Origin of the sequence: Mycolicibacterium arseniciresistens (assembly GCF_030519285.1) — a bacterium.
Classification (GTDB): Bacteria; Actinomycetota; Actinomycetes; order Mycobacteriales; family Mycobacteriaceae; genus Mycobacterium; species Mycobacterium arseniciresistens.
In genome coordinates this window covers 1-15,756 of record NZ_JAUMSQ010000071.1, presented here as the reverse complement: position 1 = coordinate 15,756, position 15,756 = coordinate 1, and the positions used below count along the sequence as shown (strand labels likewise).

At 70.5% G+C, this 15,756-nt stretch carries 15 protein-coding genes; 9 read left to right on the top strand and 6 right to left on the bottom strand.

The window, feature by feature from the left end:
* The 4 genes from Q2100_RS12215 to Q2100_RS12200 all read left to right on the top strand — a co-directional run.
* Positions 1 to 1,038, top strand: a 1,038-nt coding sequence (locus Q2100_RS12215) for an LLM class flavin-dependent oxidoreductase (protein WP_302914263.1), incomplete at its 5' end; no start/stop codon positions are given.
* A complete protein-coding gene (locus Q2100_RS12210) occupies positions 1,035 to 2,153 on the top strand; it encodes an LLM class flavin-dependent oxidoreductase (protein WP_302914262.1) in 1,119 nt (372 codons plus the stop codon). The genes Q2100_RS12215 and Q2100_RS12210, both read left to right, overlap by 4 nt.
* Entirely contained in the window at positions 2,150 to 3,496 is a 1,347-nt protein-coding gene (locus Q2100_RS12205; protein WP_302914261.1) for an NtaA/DmoA family FMN-dependent monooxygenase, read from the top strand. The genes Q2100_RS12210 and Q2100_RS12205 overlap by 4 nt, the downstream gene beginning before the upstream one ends.
* A gap of 37 nt (positions 3,497 to 3,533) precedes the next feature.
* Positions 3,534 to 3,827, top strand: coding sequence for a hypothetical protein (locus tag Q2100_RS12200; RefSeq protein ID WP_302914260.1), 294 nt, complete (start codon positions 3,534 to 3,536; stop codon positions 3,825 to 3,827).
* A gap of 11 nt (positions 3,828 to 3,838) precedes the next feature.
* Here the strand turns inward: Q2100_RS12200 and Q2100_RS12195 are convergent, their stop codons facing one another.
* Positions 3,839 to 4,573: an MBL fold metallo-hydrolase gene (locus tag Q2100_RS12195; protein ID WP_302914259.1), complete on the bottom strand. Its 735-nt coding sequence runs from the start codon at positions 4,571 to 4,573 to the stop codon at positions 3,839 to 3,841.
* Between the two features lie 56 nt (positions 4,574 to 4,629).
* Here Q2100_RS12195 and fgd point away from each other — a divergent pair, with 56 nt between their 5' ends.
* Genes fgd through Q2100_RS12175 form a run of 4 tightly spaced genes read left to right on the top strand, consistent with a single transcriptional unit; the run spans position 4,630 to position 9,900 of the window.
* Entirely contained in the window at positions 4,630 to 5,631 is a 1,002-nt protein-coding gene (gene fgd, locus Q2100_RS12190; protein ID WP_302914264.1) for a glucose-6-phosphate dehydrogenase (coenzyme-F420), read from the top strand.
* Between the two features lie 15 nt (positions 5,632 to 5,646).
* A complete protein-coding gene (locus Q2100_RS12185; protein WP_302914258.1) occupies positions 5,647 to 6,606 on the top strand; it encodes an endonuclease/exonuclease/phosphatase family protein in 960 nt (319 codons plus the stop codon).
* A 10-nt stretch (positions 6,607 to 6,616) separates the two neighbouring features.
* The gene (pta, locus tag Q2100_RS12180; RefSeq protein WP_302914257.1) at positions 6,617 to 8,704 is read left to right on the top strand and encodes a phosphate acetyltransferase; all 2,088 of its coding nucleotides are present in this window, start codon (positions 6,617 to 6,619) and stop codon (positions 8,702 to 8,704) included.
* Complete coding sequence (locus Q2100_RS12175; protein WP_302914256.1) at positions 8,701 to 9,900, top strand: acetate kinase; 1,200 nt, start codon at positions 8,701 to 8,703, stop codon at positions 9,898 to 9,900. The genes pta and Q2100_RS12175 overlap by 4 nt, the downstream gene beginning before the upstream one ends.
* Positions 9,901 to 9,990: 90 nt before the next feature.
* Here Q2100_RS12175 and Q2100_RS12170 read toward each other — a convergent pair whose 3' ends face one another.
* The 4 genes from Q2100_RS12170 to glnX form a co-directional block, all read right to left on the bottom strand.
* Positions 9,991 to 10,224 (bottom strand): hypothetical protein, encoded by a 234-nt coding sequence (locus tag Q2100_RS12170; RefSeq protein ID WP_302914255.1) that lies wholly within the window; start codon positions 10,222 to 10,224, stop codon positions 9,991 to 9,993.
* A gap of 120 nt (positions 10,225 to 10,344) precedes the next feature.
* Positions 10,345 to 12,588 carry a serine/threonine-protein kinase PknG gene (locus tag Q2100_RS12165; protein ID WP_302914254.1) on the bottom strand — a complete coding sequence of 748 codons (2,244 nt, stop codon included), beginning with the start codon at positions 12,586 to 12,588 and terminating at the stop codon, positions 10,345 to 10,347.
* Complete coding sequence (locus tag Q2100_RS12160) at positions 12,588 to 13,586, bottom strand: glutamate ABC transporter substrate-binding protein (protein ID WP_302914253.1); 999 nt, start codon at positions 13,584 to 13,586, stop codon at positions 12,588 to 12,590. Before Q2100_RS12160 ends, Q2100_RS12165 begins: the two co-directional genes overlap by 1 nt.
* Positions 13,586 to 14,905 (bottom strand): protein kinase G-activating protein GlnX, encoded by a 1,320-nt coding sequence (gene glnX / locus Q2100_RS12155; RefSeq protein WP_264013602.1) that lies wholly within the window; start codon positions 14,903 to 14,905, stop codon positions 13,586 to 13,588. Before glnX ends, Q2100_RS12160 begins: the two co-directional genes overlap by 1 nt.
* A 134-nt stretch (positions 14,906 to 15,039) precedes the next feature.
* Here glnX and Q2100_RS12150 point away from each other — a divergent pair, with 134 nt between their 5' ends.
* Complete coding sequence (locus Q2100_RS12150) at positions 15,040 to 15,543, top strand: NUDIX hydrolase (RefSeq protein ID WP_264013603.1); 504 nt, start codon at positions 15,040 to 15,042, stop codon at positions 15,541 to 15,543.
* On the opposite strand, the gene Q2100_RS12145 is transcribed toward Q2100_RS12150, so the two are convergent.
* Positions 15,527 to 15,756, bottom strand: a 230-nt coding sequence (locus Q2100_RS12145) for a thiamine phosphate synthase (protein WP_302914252.1), incomplete at its 5' end; no start/stop codon positions are given. The genes Q2100_RS12150 and Q2100_RS12145 overlap by 17 nt on opposite strands.

The following is a 15,756-nucleotide window of genomic DNA, read 5'->3' as shown; positions in this document are numbered from 1 at the left end:
ACGCCGGAGCTGCCGTCGGTGCTCGGCGGCCGGTACTGGGCCGGACTGGCCGCCACGGCCGAGCGCGGTCTGCTCGACTTCCTCACCGTCGACGACTCCCTGATGCCTCAGCCGGGACGAGGTCAGCGGATCGACCCGCACCGGCCCGCCGGCCGCGCCGACGCCGCGCTGGTGGCCGCGCGCATCGCCGCGGCGACCCGCCACATCGGCCTGATCCCCGTCGCGACGGTCACCCACACCGAGCCGTTCCACGTCTCCAAGGCCATCGCCACCCTCGACTTCGTCTCACACGGCCGGGCCGGATGGCAGCCGCGGGTCAGCGCCACCGCGCACGAGGCGGCACTGTTCGGCAGGCGGTCGTGGGCCGGCGCCGACGATCCGTCGTTCGTCGACGGCCTGTTCGACGAGGCCGCCGACGCGGTGGAGGTGGTGCGCAGGCTGTGGGACTCCTGGGAGGACGACGCCGTCATCCGCGACGTGGCGTCCGGCCGCTACGTCGACCGGGACAAGCTGCACTACATCGACTTCACCGGCCCGCACTTCTCGGTGAAGGGCCCGTCGATCACGCCGCGGCCACCGCAGGGGCAACCTGTGGTCGCGGCGCTCGCCCATGCGCCGCGGGTGTACGAGTTCGCTGCGCGCAGTGCCGATCTGGTGTTCATCACGCCCGCCGACGACGCCGCGGTGCCCACCCTGCTCGACGAGGTCGCGACCGCGGGCGGCACCGATCTCAAGGTGTACGCCGACCTCGTGGTCTCGCTCACCGGTGACACCGACTTCCGTTCTGACGCAGCGATATTCGGCGGCAGCGCCGATGAACTGACGGACCTGCTGCTGTCCTGGCACGACCTCGGGGTCGACGGCGTCCGGCTGCGCCCGGCCGTGCACGCCACCGACCTGCCCGGCATCGTCGACGAGGTGGTGCCCCGCCTGCAGCACGCGGGCCGCTTCCGCACCGGCTATGCCGACGAGACGCTGCGCAGCCGGCTCGCACTCCCGGTGGCCGACAACCGATACGCCGCGGTGCGTGCGTCATGACCGTTCCGCTGTCCGTGCTCGACCTGTCGCCGATCCCCGAGGGCGGTGACGCGGCGACCGCACTGCGCAACACCGTCGACCTGGCCCGGCACGCCGAGCAGTGGGGGTTCCGGCGGTACTGGGTCGCCGAGCACCACTTCGTGGCGGTGGCCAGTTCGTCGCCCGCCGTGCTGATCGGCCAGATCGCCGCGGCCACCGACCGGATCCGGGTCGGATCGGCAGCCGTCCAGGTCGGTCAGACCACGGCGATCGCGGTGGCGGAGAGCTTCGGCACGCTCGACGCCTTTCACCCCGGCCGCATCGACCTGGGGCTGGGCCGATCGGGTCAGCGGCGCCGCGACGCGGCCGGGCAACCGGCGCCGGAGAAGCCCGAGCCGCGAAGCGACTGGCTCGACGTCGACGGCGTGGTGGTGCCGCCGCCGTTCGACACGCGCGCACTGCTGACCAAGCCGCGCTTCACCGCCCGGATGGCGGCGCTGCAGCAACCCGGCGCGGAGTCACCCGACTTCGCCGAGCAGGTCGACGACATCCTGGCGATGCTCGCAGGCAGCTACCGCGTCGGCGACGTCGAGGCGCACGCGGTTCCCGGCGAGGGCGCGGGCCTGACGCCGTGGGTGTTCGGCAGCAGCAGGGGCCAGAGTGCCCAGGTGGCCGGCGCCCGCGGGCTGCCGTTCGTCGCCAGCTACCACATCACCCCGGCGACGGCGCTGGAGGCGGTCGACGCCTACCGCGACGCGTTCACCCCGTCGGCGTGGCTGGCCGAACCCTATGTGGTGGTCTCGGCCGACGTGCTGGTCGCCGACGACTCCGAGACCGCGCACCGGCTGGCGGCCGGCTACGGCCACTGGGTGTACTCGATCCGCGCCGGCGACGGCGCGGTGCCGTACCCGGATTCCGCGCGGTGCACTCAGCTGACCGACGAGCAGCGCGCCGTGGTCGCCGACCGGATCGCCACGCAGTTCGTCGGCGACGCCGACGAGGTCGCCGACCGGCTGGCGGCCCTGCAGCGGGTCACCGCCGCCGACGAACTGGTGGTCACCTCGGTCACTCACCGCCACGAGGACCGGCTGCGGTCCCACGAGTTGCTCGCCAAGCGCTGGGGACTGGGCGGATGAGCACACGGAACGGCAAGCACCGCAAACCCATTCACCTCGCCGCGCACTTCCCGGGGGTCAACAACACCACGGTGTGGACCGATCCCGACTCGGGCAGCCAGATCGAGTTCGACTCGTTCGTCCACCTGGCCCGCACCGCCGAACGCGGGCTGTTCGACTTCTTCTTCCTGGCCGAGGGGCTGCGCCTGCGCGAGCATCGCGGCCTCATCCACGACCTCGACGTGGTCGGCAGGCCGGACACCTTCACCGTGCTGGCGGCGCTCGCCGGTGTGACCGATCGCCTCGGCCTGGTCGGCACCATCAACACCACCTTCAACGAACCCTTCGAGGTGGCAAGGCAGTTCGCATCGCTGGATCACCTGTCCGACGGGCGGGCCGGCTGGAACATGGTGACGTCGTCGGACGCATTCACCGGCGAGAATTTCCGTCGCGGCGGCTATCTCGACCACGCCGACCGCTATCGTCGTGCCGCCGAGTTCATCACGGTGGCCCGCGAGTTCTGGCGGAGCTGGGCGCCCGGTGCGGTGGTCGCCGACCGGGACGCCGGTGTCTACGTCGACCCGGCCGCGATCCGCGAGATCAGGTATCACGGAACGCAGTTCGATGTCCGGGGCGTCGCGACGCTGCCCGCGGGCCCGCAGGGGGAGCCGCTGCTGTTGCAGGCCGGCGACTCCGCAGACGGCCGCGAGTTCGGCGCGCAGCACGCCGACGCGCTGTTCACCCTGCACTCCGCGCTGGACGCGGGGCAGCGCTACTACGCCGACGTCAAGGCCCGCGCGGTCGCCGCCGGCCGGGACCCCGACCGGCTCAAGGTCTTCCCGGCCGCCACATTCGTGCTCGGCGACACCGCCGCGGAAGCCGCCGACCGGGCTCGCCACATCCGCCTGCAACAGGTCAGCGGCCCCACCGCGATCGCCATGCTGGAGCAGGTGTGGCAGCGCGACCTGTCGCACTACGACCCGGACGGCCCGCTGCCCGACGTCGAACCCGCCGACGACCCGACGCTGACCCAGGGCCGGGTGCGGCACGCCGACCCGAAGGCGATGGCCGCCGGTTGGCGTGAGCGCGCCGAGGCCGAGAAGCTCTCGATCCGCGAACTGGTCATCGCCGTCACCAACCGGCAGCAGTTCGTCGGGACCCCGGCCGCGGTGGCCGACGAGATCGACCTGCACGTGCAGTCCGACGCGTGCGACGGGTTCATCCTGGTGCCGCATCTGACGCCGCACGGCCTCGACGAGTTCGTCGACCGCGTGGTGCCGCTCCTGCAGGAGCGCGGGGCGTTCCGCACCGAGTACCGCGGCCACACCCTGCGCGAGCATCTGGGGCTGCCCGCCGGCGGATAGGCTGTACGGCACGCGAGACCCGTGGGGGTGGTCAAGGGTGTCTCAGGCGGCCGTGGGATGGCTGATGCTGGCGGTGGCGATGTTCCTGCTGGCCGGGGGTCTTCTGCTGCGGTCGTTCGTCGGCCGACGCGCCGACCGCAGCGCGCTCGGCCGGATGCTGCGGCGGCTCCGGACCACCCGCTTCGGCCGGCTGTTCTTCGGCCCGGTGCACGGCGACGCGCTCGAGCCCGAGGAACTCGACCAGATGATCCTGATGCCGACGATCATCGTCTCCTGCGGGATCTGCCTGTCGGCGCTGTTCCTGCTCGGCTACGTGCTGCTGGCCCCCTGACCGCTTCGTGCTCAGCGGGGGCGCGCCTGCTCGACCAGGTCGTGGATCGGGCCGCGCCACACCGGGCCGTGGCCGGGCAGCAGCACCTCGGTCTCCAGCAGGCCGAGCGCGCCCAGGCTGCGCACACAGCCGTCCTGATCGTGGTTGAACATGTCGGGCAGCAACTGGGGCCGGTCGCGGCGCAGCAGCGGGTGGCCGGTCACCAGAGCGTCGCCGCTGACGAGCACGCCGTCCACCACGAACGAACAGTGACCGCCGGTGTGGCCCGGTGTCGGGACGGCCCGTGGCGCACCCGGCAGCCCTGCGGCGACTTCGTCGGTCAGGGCCTGCGCGGTCGGGATGCCGTCCCGCACCATGCCGCCCCTGCGGGTGATCGCCACCGTCCAGGACAGCCACCGTGGCTGCCAGATGTGCTGCGCGACCTTGGCCGGCGAAACCTGTTCGAGGTAGTCCCTCCTGGCGTGGCCCACCTCGTCGGCGTGGCAGAACACCGGGATGCCATGGTCTTTCGCCAGCCCGATGGCCGATCCGAAGTGGTCGACGTGGGCGTGGGTCAGCAGGAACGCCCGGATGTCGTCGACCCCGAATCCGGCGTCGCGCACCGACTGCAGCACCTCGCCGCGCTGCCCCGGGAAGCCGGCGTCGATCACCAGCACACCGTCGGGACCCGTCACCAGCGTCCAGTTCACCAGCTCGGTGCGGGCGAAGTACACGTGCTCGGTGATCTGCGTCAGCGCCGCCGCCATCCCGCGAGTCTAGGCAAGAGAGTAGAAACGAACGCGTGGCTGAAACCAAACATGGACTGAAACTGGGCTACAAGGCGTCGGCGGAGCAGTTCGCGCCGCGCGAGCTCGTCGAACTGGCCGTGGCCGCCGAGGCGCACGGCATGGACAGCGCCACGGTCAGCGACCACTTCCAGCCGTGGCGGCACGAGGGCGGCCACGCGCCGTTCTCCCTGGCGTGGATGACCGCCGTCGGTGAGCGCACCAAGACACTCCAGCTGGGTACCTCGGTGCTGACACCGACGTTCCGCTACAACCCGGCGGTGATCGCGCAGGCGTTCGCCACGATGGCGTGCCTGTACCCGAACCGCATCTTCCTCGGAGTCGGCACCGGAGAGGCGCTCAACGAGATCGCCACCGGCTACGAGGGCGAGTGGCCGGAGTTCAAGGAACGGTTCGCGCGCCTTCGCGAGTCGGTGAAGCTGATGCGCGAGCTGTGGCTGGGTGACCGCGTCGACTTCGACGGCGAGTACTACCGCACCAAGGGCGCCTCGATCTACGACGTGCCCGAGGGCGGGGTGCCGGTGTACATCGCCGCGGGCGGCCCGGTGGTGGCCAAGTACGCCGGCCGCGCGGGCGACGGCTTCATCTGCACCTCCGGCAAGGGCGAGGAGCTGTACAAGGACAAGCTGATCCCCGCCGTCAAGGAGGGGGCGGAGAAGGCCGATCGCGACTCCGGCGACATCGACCGGATGATCGAGATCAAGATCTCCTACGACACCGATCCCGAACTGGCGCTGGAGAACACCCGCTTCTGGGCGCCGCTGTCGCTGACCGCGGAGCAGAAGCACAGCATCGACGACCCGATCGAGATGGAGAAGGCCGCCGACGAGCTGCCCATCGAGCAGGTCGCCAAGCGCTGGATCGTCGCCTCCGATCCCGACGAGGCCGTCGAGAAGGTGAAGGACTACGTGGACTGGGGCCTCAACCACCTGGTGTTCCACGCACCGGGGCACGACCAGAGGCGATTCCTCGAGCTGTTCCAGCGCGACCTGGAACCGCGCCTGCGCCGGCTGGGCTGATCCGCCGCGCCGCGGATGCGGATACTCCTCACCGTCCTCGGCGTGCTCGCGCTGGGTGCGGCTGCGCTCGGCCTTGCGGCACGGTACGTGCCGATCGACGGGCACGCCGTGCTCATCGTGGCGTCGGCGGCGCCGTACCTGATGCTTGCCGCGCCCGTCGCCGTGGCGCTGCTGGGCCTGGGCCGGCGCTGGGTGCTCACCGGCCTGGCGGCACTGCTGTCGGTGACGCTGCTGGTCGTCATGCTGCCCCGCTACCTCGGCTCCGAACACGCCGCCGAATCCTCTGTTCAGCTGCGTGTGCTGACGGCGAATCTCGGCATGGGCCGGGCGGATCCACGTGCCCTCGCGGCGGCGGCGAATGCGACCGCCGACGTGCTGGTGGTCGAGGAGATGACGGCTGAGGCGGCGACCGGGCTGTCGCGGGCCGGTCTCGACCGCGCCTTCCCTCACCGCATGCTCGACCCGCACCCGATGGCCGGCGGCATCGGCGTGTGGAGCCGCCACCCGATCACCGACTCCGGCTTCGTCGAGGACTACACCCTGTCGACGCTGCGGATGCGCATCCAGGTGCCCGGGGTGGCCATCGCCCCGACCGTGGTGGCGATCCACCTGCCCGCGCCGTGGCCCATGCCGATCGGTGCCTGGCGACGTGACCTGGCGCGGCTGCCTGCGACGCTGCGCGAACTCGGCGGGCAGGCGGGGGCCGGTGCGGTGATCGTGGCGGGCGACCTGAACGCGACGATGGACATGGCGCCGTTCCGGCGGCTGCTCGACGAGGGCTACCGCACCGCGACCGAACAGGCCGGCGCCGGGCTGGGCCGCACGTTCCCCGGCGGGCGCCGCATCCCGCCGGTGCTGGGCATCGACCATGTCCTGGTGCGCAACTGCGTCGCCACGTCGGCGCGCACGGTCGGCCTGCCGGGCTCTGACCACCTCGGCCTGCTGGTGGGTGTGGAGGTCCCGCTCGATCCGTAGGCTTTGACTCGTGCCCGAGGCCCGAGAACCCCGAGTGTCCGCCATCTACGTCGCGTCGCCGGAAGGCGACACCGGGAAGTCGACCATCGCGCTCGGCATCCTGCACCGCCTGGCGGCGACCGTCGCCAAGGCGGGGGTGTTCCGGCCGATCGCCCGCCTTTCAGACCACGCTGAGCGCGACTACATCCTGGAACTGCTGCTGGCGCACACCACCGCCGGGCTGTCCTACGACGACTGCGTCGGCGTCAGTTACCAGCAGCTGCACGAGGACCCCGACGCCGCGATCGGCGAGATCGTCGACCGCTACCACCGGGTGGCCGACCAGTGCGACGCCGTGCTGATCGTCGGCAGCGACTACACCGACGTCGCCGCCCCCAGCGAGTTGAGCGTCAACGCGCGGATCGCGGCGAACCTCGGCGCCCCGGTGGTGCTCGCGGTCAAGGCCAGGGACCGCAGCCCCGCCCAGGTGGCACAGGTGGTCGAGGTCTGCCTGGACGAGATCGCCGGCCAGCACGCGCTGACCGCCGCGGTGGTGGCCAACCGCTGCGACCCCGACCAGCTGACAGCGGTCGCCGACGCGCTGCGCACCGTCGGCCCGCCGGCGTACGTGCTGCCCGAGGAACCGCTGCTGGTCGCACCGTCGGTGGCCGAACTGCAGAGCGCCGTCGACGGGACGCTGATCCTCGGCGACGAGGCGCTGCTGCACCGCGAGGCGATGGACGTGCTCGTCGCGGGCATGACCGCCGAACACGTGCTCGAGCGGCTCACCGAGGCCGTCGCGGTGGTCACCCCCGGGGACCGTTCGGATGTGGTGCTCGCCGTGGTCAGTGCGCACGCCGCCGAGGGTTTCCCGTCGCTGTCGGGCATCATCCTCAACGGCGGACTGGACCTGCACCCGTCGATCTCGGCGCTGGTGTCCGGGCTCGGGCTGCGGCTGCCGATCATCGCCACCCCGTACGGCACGTTCGAGACGGCCAGCCGGGTCGCCGCCACCCGCGGCCGGGTCACCGCCTCCTCGCAGCGCAAGATCGACACCGCGCTGACGCTGATGGACAGTCACGTCGACACCGCCGATCTGATTGCGCAGCTGTCGATCTCGGTGCCGACGGTGACCACGCCGCAGATGTTCACCTACCAGTTGATCGACCAGGCCCGCTCGGACCGCAGGCACATCGTGCTGCCCGAGGGTGACGACGACCGCATCCTCAAGGCCGCCGGGCGACTGCTGCAACGCGGGGTGGCCGACCTGACGATCCTCGGCGAGGAGACCCAGGTGCGTTCGCGCGCCGCGGAACTCGGCGTCGACCTGTCCGCGGCCACCGTGCTCGACCCGCTCACCAGCGACCTGTGTGACCGGTTCGCCGAACAGTACGCCGAACTGCGCAAGCACAAGGGGGTGACGGTCGAGCAGGCCCGCGAGACCATCCACGACGTCTCCTACTTCGGCACCATGCTGGTGCACAACGACATGGTCGACGGAATGGTGTCGGGCGCCCGGCACACCACCGCGCACACCGTGCGTCCGTCCTTCGAGATCATCAAGACCCTGCCCGACGTTTCTACGGTGTCCAGCATCTTCCTGATGTGCCTGGCCGACCGGGTGCTGGCCTACGGTGACTGCGCGATCGTGCCCGACCCGACGTCGGAGCAACTCGCCGACATCGCGATCTCCTCGGCGCGCACCGCCGCCCAGTTCGGCATCGACCCGCGGGTGGCCATGCTGTCCTACTCCACCGGCACGTCGGGCACCGGCGCCGACGTCGACAAGGTCCGGGCGGCAACCGAATTCGTCCGGCAACGCGAGCCGGACCTGCTGGTCGACGGCCCGATCCAGTACGACGCCGCCGTCGAACCGTCGGTGGCCGAGACGAAGATGCCCGACTCACCGGTCGCCGGCCGGGCGACGGTGCTGATCTTCCCGGACCTCAACACCGGCAACAACACCTACAAGGCCGTGCAGCGCAGTGCGGGTGCGATCGCCATCGGTCCGGTGCTGCAGGGCCTGAAGAAACCGGTCAACGACCTGTCCCGGGGGGCGCTCGTGGAGGACATCGTGAACACCGTGGCGATCACGGCGATCCAGGCGCAGGGCAAGTGAGCGCCGAGCGCACCGTCCTGGTGCTGAACTCCGGCTCGTCATCGGTGAAATTCCAGTTGATACAGCCCGATTCGGGTGCATCACTGGCCGACGGCGTCGTCGAGCGGATCGGTGAGGAGTCGTCCTCGGCGAGCCTGACGCTCGGTGAGCGCGAGGTCAGCCGCGACGACAAGGTGGCCGACCACGAGGCCGCGCTGCGCACCGTGTTCGAGCTGTTCGAGGAGGCCGGCGCGCAACTCGGGTCGGTCGGGCTGGTCGCGGTGGGTCACCGCGTTGTGCACGGCGGCCCGGATCTGTACCGGCCGACGCTGATCGACGACGCACTGGTCGCCGAGCTCGAGGAGCTGGCGCCGATGGCGCCGCTGCACAATCCGCCCGCGGTGCTCGGCGTCAACGTCGCCCGCAAGGCGTTGCCCGACCTGCCGCACGTCGCGGTGTTCGACACCGCGTTCTTCCACGACCTGCCACCGGCGGCGGCGACCTACGCGATAGACCGGGACATCGCCGAGCAGTGGCACATCCGCCGCTACGGCTTCCACGGCACGTCACACCAGTACGTCAGCGAACAGGCCGCCGCTTTCCTCGGGGCAGCGCCGGAATCGCTCAACCAGATCGTGCTGCACCTGGGCAACGGCGCGTCGGCGTCGGCGATCGTCGGCGGGCGCCCGGTCGACACCTCCATGGGACTGACACCGATGGAGGGCCTGGTGATGGGCACCCGGTCCGGGGACATCGACCCCGGCGTCGTCATGTATCTCTGGCGGACCGCCGGCATGAGCGTCGAGGACATCGAGACCATGCTCAACAAGCGCGCCGGCGTGCGCGGTCTCGGTGGCGAGGTGGACTTCCGGGTGCTGCACGAGCGCATCGAATCCGGCGACGAGCAGGCGCAATTGGCCTATGACGTCTACATCCACCGGTTGCGCAAGTACATCGGCGCCTACCTGGCGCTGCTGGGCACCACCGACGTCATCAGCTTCACCGCCGGTGTCGGCGAGAACGACGCCGCCGTCCGGCGCGACGCCCTGTCCGGGCTCGCGCCGCTGGGGGTGGAACTCGACGAGCACCTCAACGCCAGCCCCGCGAAGGCGGCCCGACGGATCTCCGCCGACAGGTCGCCCACCACGGTGCTCGTCGTGCCGACCAACGAGGAGCTGGCGATCGCGCGGGCCTGCGTGCAGGTCATCGACGAATAGCGGTTGTCCTGCGCTGAGATCGACGTGGTGCAGGAGAAGTGCGAGACGAGTCATGCGTGAGAGCAATCTCGACGCCGAGACGTGATGCGCTCAGAGTCGGTGCATCTCGCGCGACATGGCGGCGTTCTCCATGAAGCTCTCCCGTCGCGCCTGGCGGTGCTGCTGCGGCCGTGCGGCCGGGCCGGCCAGCCAGCCGGCGACCGCACCGGCGATGGCCGCGAACGGCTTCCGACGAGATCGGGAGCGCGTCAGTGGTATGGAGCCGGCATGGAATCCGGCCAGAGAACCGATCGGTGGGCGTGCGCCCAGGTCTGCCGTTGTCATGACTGAACGCTATGAACCGCGGGGTGCCGCGCGCATCGCCCTGCGGTTCGATCTTGGTGTCCGACCCTGGACGGGCCCGAACTCATACCCCGGCATGATGCCGGCGGGCCGCCTCCCCGCTCAGAAGGTGCTCATCGGGCGCACGCTGTTCGCCAGGTCGACCAGCGCGTAACGGTGCGACTGCGTGGGCGCCACCCTGGCCAGGCTGCGCAGCGAGGCCTCCACACCCAGCTGCAGGCCGTGCTCGGTGAACGGGAAACCGAGGATGTGATTGGTGCTCGCGGTGTTGTCGGCGAGCCAGTCCATCGCGGTGCCCAGCACGAGCGCCCGGATCTGCAGCACCCGCGGTTCGGTGTCGGGCAGTGCCTCCACACGCCGTGCGGCGTCGCGGATCTGCTGCTCGGTGATCTCGGCGGCCGATCGCCCGGACAGCAGCGTCACCGCACTGGTCAGCCGGGCGGTGGTGAAATGCCTCGAGGTTGCCGGGACCTCGTCGAGTGTGCGGACCGCCGCATCGCGGTTGCCTTCGACCGAGTTGGCGCGCGCCAGGCCGAAGCCGGCCGAGATGACGCCGTTGTCGGTGCCCCACACCGTGTCGTAGAACCGCTGCTCGTCGGCGCTCCCCGCGAGTTCGGCAGTCGCCGCCAACGCGAGCTTCGGCGCCAGCTCGCCGGGCTGGGTGTCCAAGACCTCGGTGAAATGCTTCATGGCGGACTCGTAGTCGGCCGAAAGCAGTTCGGCGACCGCCCGGAACCACACCAAGCGCCATCGCCAGCCCACCCGGGCGGCGAGGTCGTCGAGCTTGCGGGTGGCCTTCGCGACGTCGCCGAGGTCGAGCAGCGCCCGCACCTCCATCAGCGGCAGCTCAACCGATTCCGAGAGGTCGATGCCCTCCGAGTCCAGCGCTCCGTGTCGTGCCGCACGCAGCTGGTCGAGCGTCTGCACCGGCTGGCTCAGCACGCTCGCGGACAACACCGCCGCACCGACGTCGGCCGGGTCGACCAGCGGCACCGGCAGCGCCTTGACGATCTCCTGTGCGGTGAGCTTCTCCGAATGCACCTGGCCGTCGACATAGACGTCGGTGTGTGCCACCAGCAGGTCGATCCCGAACGTCGAGCGCGTCGGCGAGAAGACCGTCGACAGACCGGGTCTGGGCGATCCGGTGTCGAGCGCCACCACCTCGCGCAGCACGCCGAGTAGCTGCGCCGACATCTCCTCGGCTGACCCGAAGCGGCGCCGCGGGTCCGGGTCGATCGCCCGCCGCAGCAGTCGGCCGAACGAATCGTATTGGATCAGAACGGGATCGTCCTCCGGCAGGCCGTCGACATAGCGACCCTTGCGGGTGCGCAGGTCCAGCGTGAGCGCCGCGAGCGTCCGGCCGACGGTGTAGATGTCGGTCTGCACCGTCGGACCGGTGCGCACGATCTCGGGTGCCTGGTAGCCCGGCGTGCCGTACAGGTAGCCGAACGAGTTGATCGTCGACACCGCACCGAGGTCGATCAGCTTCAGCTGGTCCTCGGTGAGCATGATGTTCTCGGGCTTGAGGTCGTTGTAGGTCAGGCCGATCGAATGCAGATACCCCATCGCGGGCAGGATCTCGAGCATGTAACCGATCGACTGGGCCACCCCGAGGCCCGACCCCTTGGCCTGCTTGAGCGACGTTCCGCCGACGTACTCCATCACGATGTAGCCGACCGGATTGCCGTGCTTGTCGTTGTGCTCGACGAAGTTGTAGATCTTCACGATGCCGGGATGGGTCACCTCGGCCAGGAACTGCCGTTCGGCCATGGCGATCGCCTGCGCCTCGGCGTCGCCGGTGTGCACCAGACCCTTGAGCACCACGGGCCGGTCGTTGACGTTCTTGTCGAACGCCAGGTACACCCAGCCCAGCCCGCCGTGCGCGATGCAACCCTTGATCTCGTACTGCTCGGCGACGATGTCTCCGGGATTGAGCTGCGGCAGAAATGAATACGGGCTACCGCAGTGCGGGCAGTAGCCTTCGGACTGTGCCTTGCCGTCCTTCGAGGACCGGCCCACCGGGCGGCCGCAGTTCCAGCAGAACCGCTTCGACTCGGCCACCACCGGATTGACCATCAACGCGTCGAGTGGGTCCTTGGCGGGCACCCGCGGCATCTCCACCAGACCGCCACCGAGCCGCCGCCTCGGCGAGAGCGTGCGCGTCACGGTCGTCGTGTGATCGTGCGAGTCGGTGTCCTCGGTGCGCACCGAGATGCTGTCGGTGTCGTCGAAGTGCGGCCGGAACACCGCCTGGGTCGCCATCGGCCGCAGCGTCGCGACCGAGTCGAGCTCGTCCAGCGACGCCGGCTGCGTGCCCGGGCCCTCGTCCTCCTCTGCGGCGGGCATCAGTCGACGTACCTTGCGACCGGAGGTGCGGGCGCCGGCCCGAGCACCGTCAACCACTTGCGGTACAGCGTGTTCCAGGTCCCGTCACGGCGCACCCGCTCCAGGGTGCCGTTCACGAAGCGCACCAGTCCGGTGTTCTGAAGGTTGACGCCGATGCCGTAGGGCTCCTCGTTCATGCTCGGCCCGACGATGTGCAGGTAAGGATCCTGAGCCACCAGTCCGGCCAGGATCGCGTCGTCGGTGCTGACGGCGTCGACCTGCCGCTGCTGCAGCGCCACCAGGCAGTCCGCCCACGTCACCACGGCGACGATGATCGGCGACGGGCTGATCTGCTGGATCCGCCGCAGCGACGTGGTGCCCTTGACCACGCACACCCGCTTGCCCGACAGGTCGGACGCCTGCGAGATGGCCGAACTGCGCGGGGCCAGGATCCGCTGGTTGGCGGTCAGGTACACCGTGGAGAAGTTCACCAGCTTCTTGCGCTCGCAGGTGATCGTCATCGTCTTGACCACCACGTCGACCTGGTTGTTCTGCAGCGCCGCGATGCGGTCCGCCGACGACATGATGCGGTACTCGACCTGGGCGGGCGAGCCGAAGATGTCGCGGGCGATCTCGCCGGCGATGTCGACGTCGAAGCCGGTGATCTCGCCGGTGATCGGGTCGCGGAAGGAGAACAGGTTGCTGCCGATGTCCAGACCCACGATCAGCCGGCCCCGGTCCCGGATGTTGCGCACCGCCGCATCGGCCTCGTCGCGATCGCTGAACGGGCGCAGGCTCGCCCTGCGGTTGCACTCGTCGTCCTCGGTCGCGGGCAGCCGCACCGGCTCCGGCGGCAGCTCCTCCATCCCGGCGGGTGTGGGCGGCGCGAGCGTCACCCCCGGCGCGGGAGTAGAGGACGTCGCCTGCCCACAGCCGGTGAGCACCGCGGCGGCGGTGACGAGGGCGAGCAGGAGCCTGTGGCTCATCAGCGGCTGTCTCTTCTTCGCGCAAGCGCTCATCAGCGGTACTCACTGAGTCGTGGCCACAGCCCCAGCGCCACCGCGATCGCCGCGATCACGCTGAGCACCGCGGCGCCCGCGGTGGCGCCCGACAGCACGCGGCGGGCGTTCATGATGTCGCTGCGCAGCTGGCCGCGGCTCTCCTCGATGCCCTTGTTCAACGCGTCGTTGAGCTTGTCGAACGCGGGGGTGGAATCGTCCTCGCCGGTGCCGAGCGCCACCTGCGTCGCGGCCTGGTAGTTGCCGACCGCGATGTAGGAGTTGATCCGGTCGTCTGCGGCGCGCCACCGCGTCAGCAGACCCTCGGCGTTGGCCAGGTCGGTGGTGTCGATCGAATTGTCGCGACCGAGGTAGTCCGACAGCTCCTGCTGCATCATGTCGATGCGCTGGTAGTACGACTGCTTGCGGACGTTCTCGTCGCCGCGCCGGATCAGCGCCAGCGTCTCGTCGGCGCGCGCCTGCTGGGCGGTGATGGCCAGCGTCGTGATGGTCCGCAGCGATTCCGCCCCGGCGCCCTTGGCGCTGCGGCTGTCCGCGGTGGAGATCGCGAGCGCCGTTCCCACCCACACCACCATAATCAGCACGGCCAGACCGCCGGCGACGAAACCGATGTTGACCCGGCGCCGGGTCCGTCGCGCCAGCCAGCGGTTGGCGAATGCGCCGAACAGCAGTGTCGCCAGCACCACCAGGATCACCGGGTTCGGGATCCGGGTGGAGGCCGTGGTCTCCTCGTCCACCCGCGCCGAGGTCTCCTGGTAGAGCCGCTGCGCGTCGGGCAGGATCTGCGTCTGCATCAGCGACGAGGCCTCGGACAGGTAGGACGAGCCCACCGGGTTGCCCGCCCGGTTGTTGGTGCGGGCGGTCTCGACGAGCCCGGTGTAGACGGCCAGCCGCGCGTTGATCCGGCCGAGCAGCTGCACCAGCGGCTCATCGGTGAGGCCGCTCGAGGCGCGGGTGAGGGCGACGGCCGCGTCGGTGATCGCCTGCTCATAGCGCTGCCGCACGTCGCGCGGTTCGGTGCCGGCGATGAACGCGGTGGCCGCGGCGGCGTCGGCGACCGAGAGCCGGGTGTAGAGCTGGCCGGCGGCGAACGACAGCGGCTCGGTGTGGTCGAGCACCGTGGTGAGCGCCTGCTGGCGGTCGTTGATGCTGGTCGACGTGGCGAACGCACAGGAGATGGCCAGTGCGGAGAGCACCATCCCGATCGTCAGGATGCGGCCGGGCGTGGTCCAGAGGAACCACCACCGCGGATGCGCCGGCGTCGTGGGTGATCGTGACGCCAGCGGCTCGGTTGACGGGTGCGCCAACTCCACAGTCACCTGTGCGCGGTCCTCATCTATCCGGCTACTTGAACGACTCGATCGACTCTATAAAAGAATCCTAAGAGGTCGGGGGAGGACGCGCGCCCGATCGGCGACGGCCGTCCGAGGTCGGGCAGTCCTATCCTGTACGGATGCGCGGCGACGGTGACGGTTGGGTGTTCTCCGACAACGGCCGTTTCTGGGGTAGACACGGCGCGGCCGGGCTGCTGCTGCGCGCGCCCCGCCCGGACGGATCACCCGCGGTGCTGCTGCAACACCGCGCGGTGTGGAGTCACCAGGGCGGCACCTGGGGTCTGCCCGGAGGCGCGCGGGACAGCCACGAGACCGCAGAGCAGGCCGCTGTTCGCGAGGCGCACGAAGAGGCCGGCCTCACCACCGATCAGCTCACCGTGCGGACCACCGTCGTCACCGCCGAGGTGGCCGGCATCGGCGGCGCGGCGTGGAGCTACACCACCGTGATCGCCGACGCGCCGGAACTGCTCGACACCGTGCCCAACCGGGAGAGCGCCGAACTGCGCTGGGTGGCCGAGGAGGAGGTGGCGGAGCTGCCGCTGCATCCGGGATTCGCCGCCAGCTGGGAGCGGCTGCGCACCGTGACGGCGTCGATCCCGCTGCTGGTCAACGGTCAGAGCTGAGCGCCGCCTTCAACCGCCGCGCCGCCGCCTGCGGGTCCTCGGCAGCGGTGATCGCGCGCACCACCACGATTCGCTGAGCGCCTGCGGCCAGCACCTCGGGCAGCCGCTGCTCGTCGATGCCGCCGATGGCGAACCACGGCTTGGCCGGCGCCAACCGCGCCACCTCGCGGACGAGGTCGAGCCCGGGCGCCGGCCGCCCCGGCTTGGTGGGCG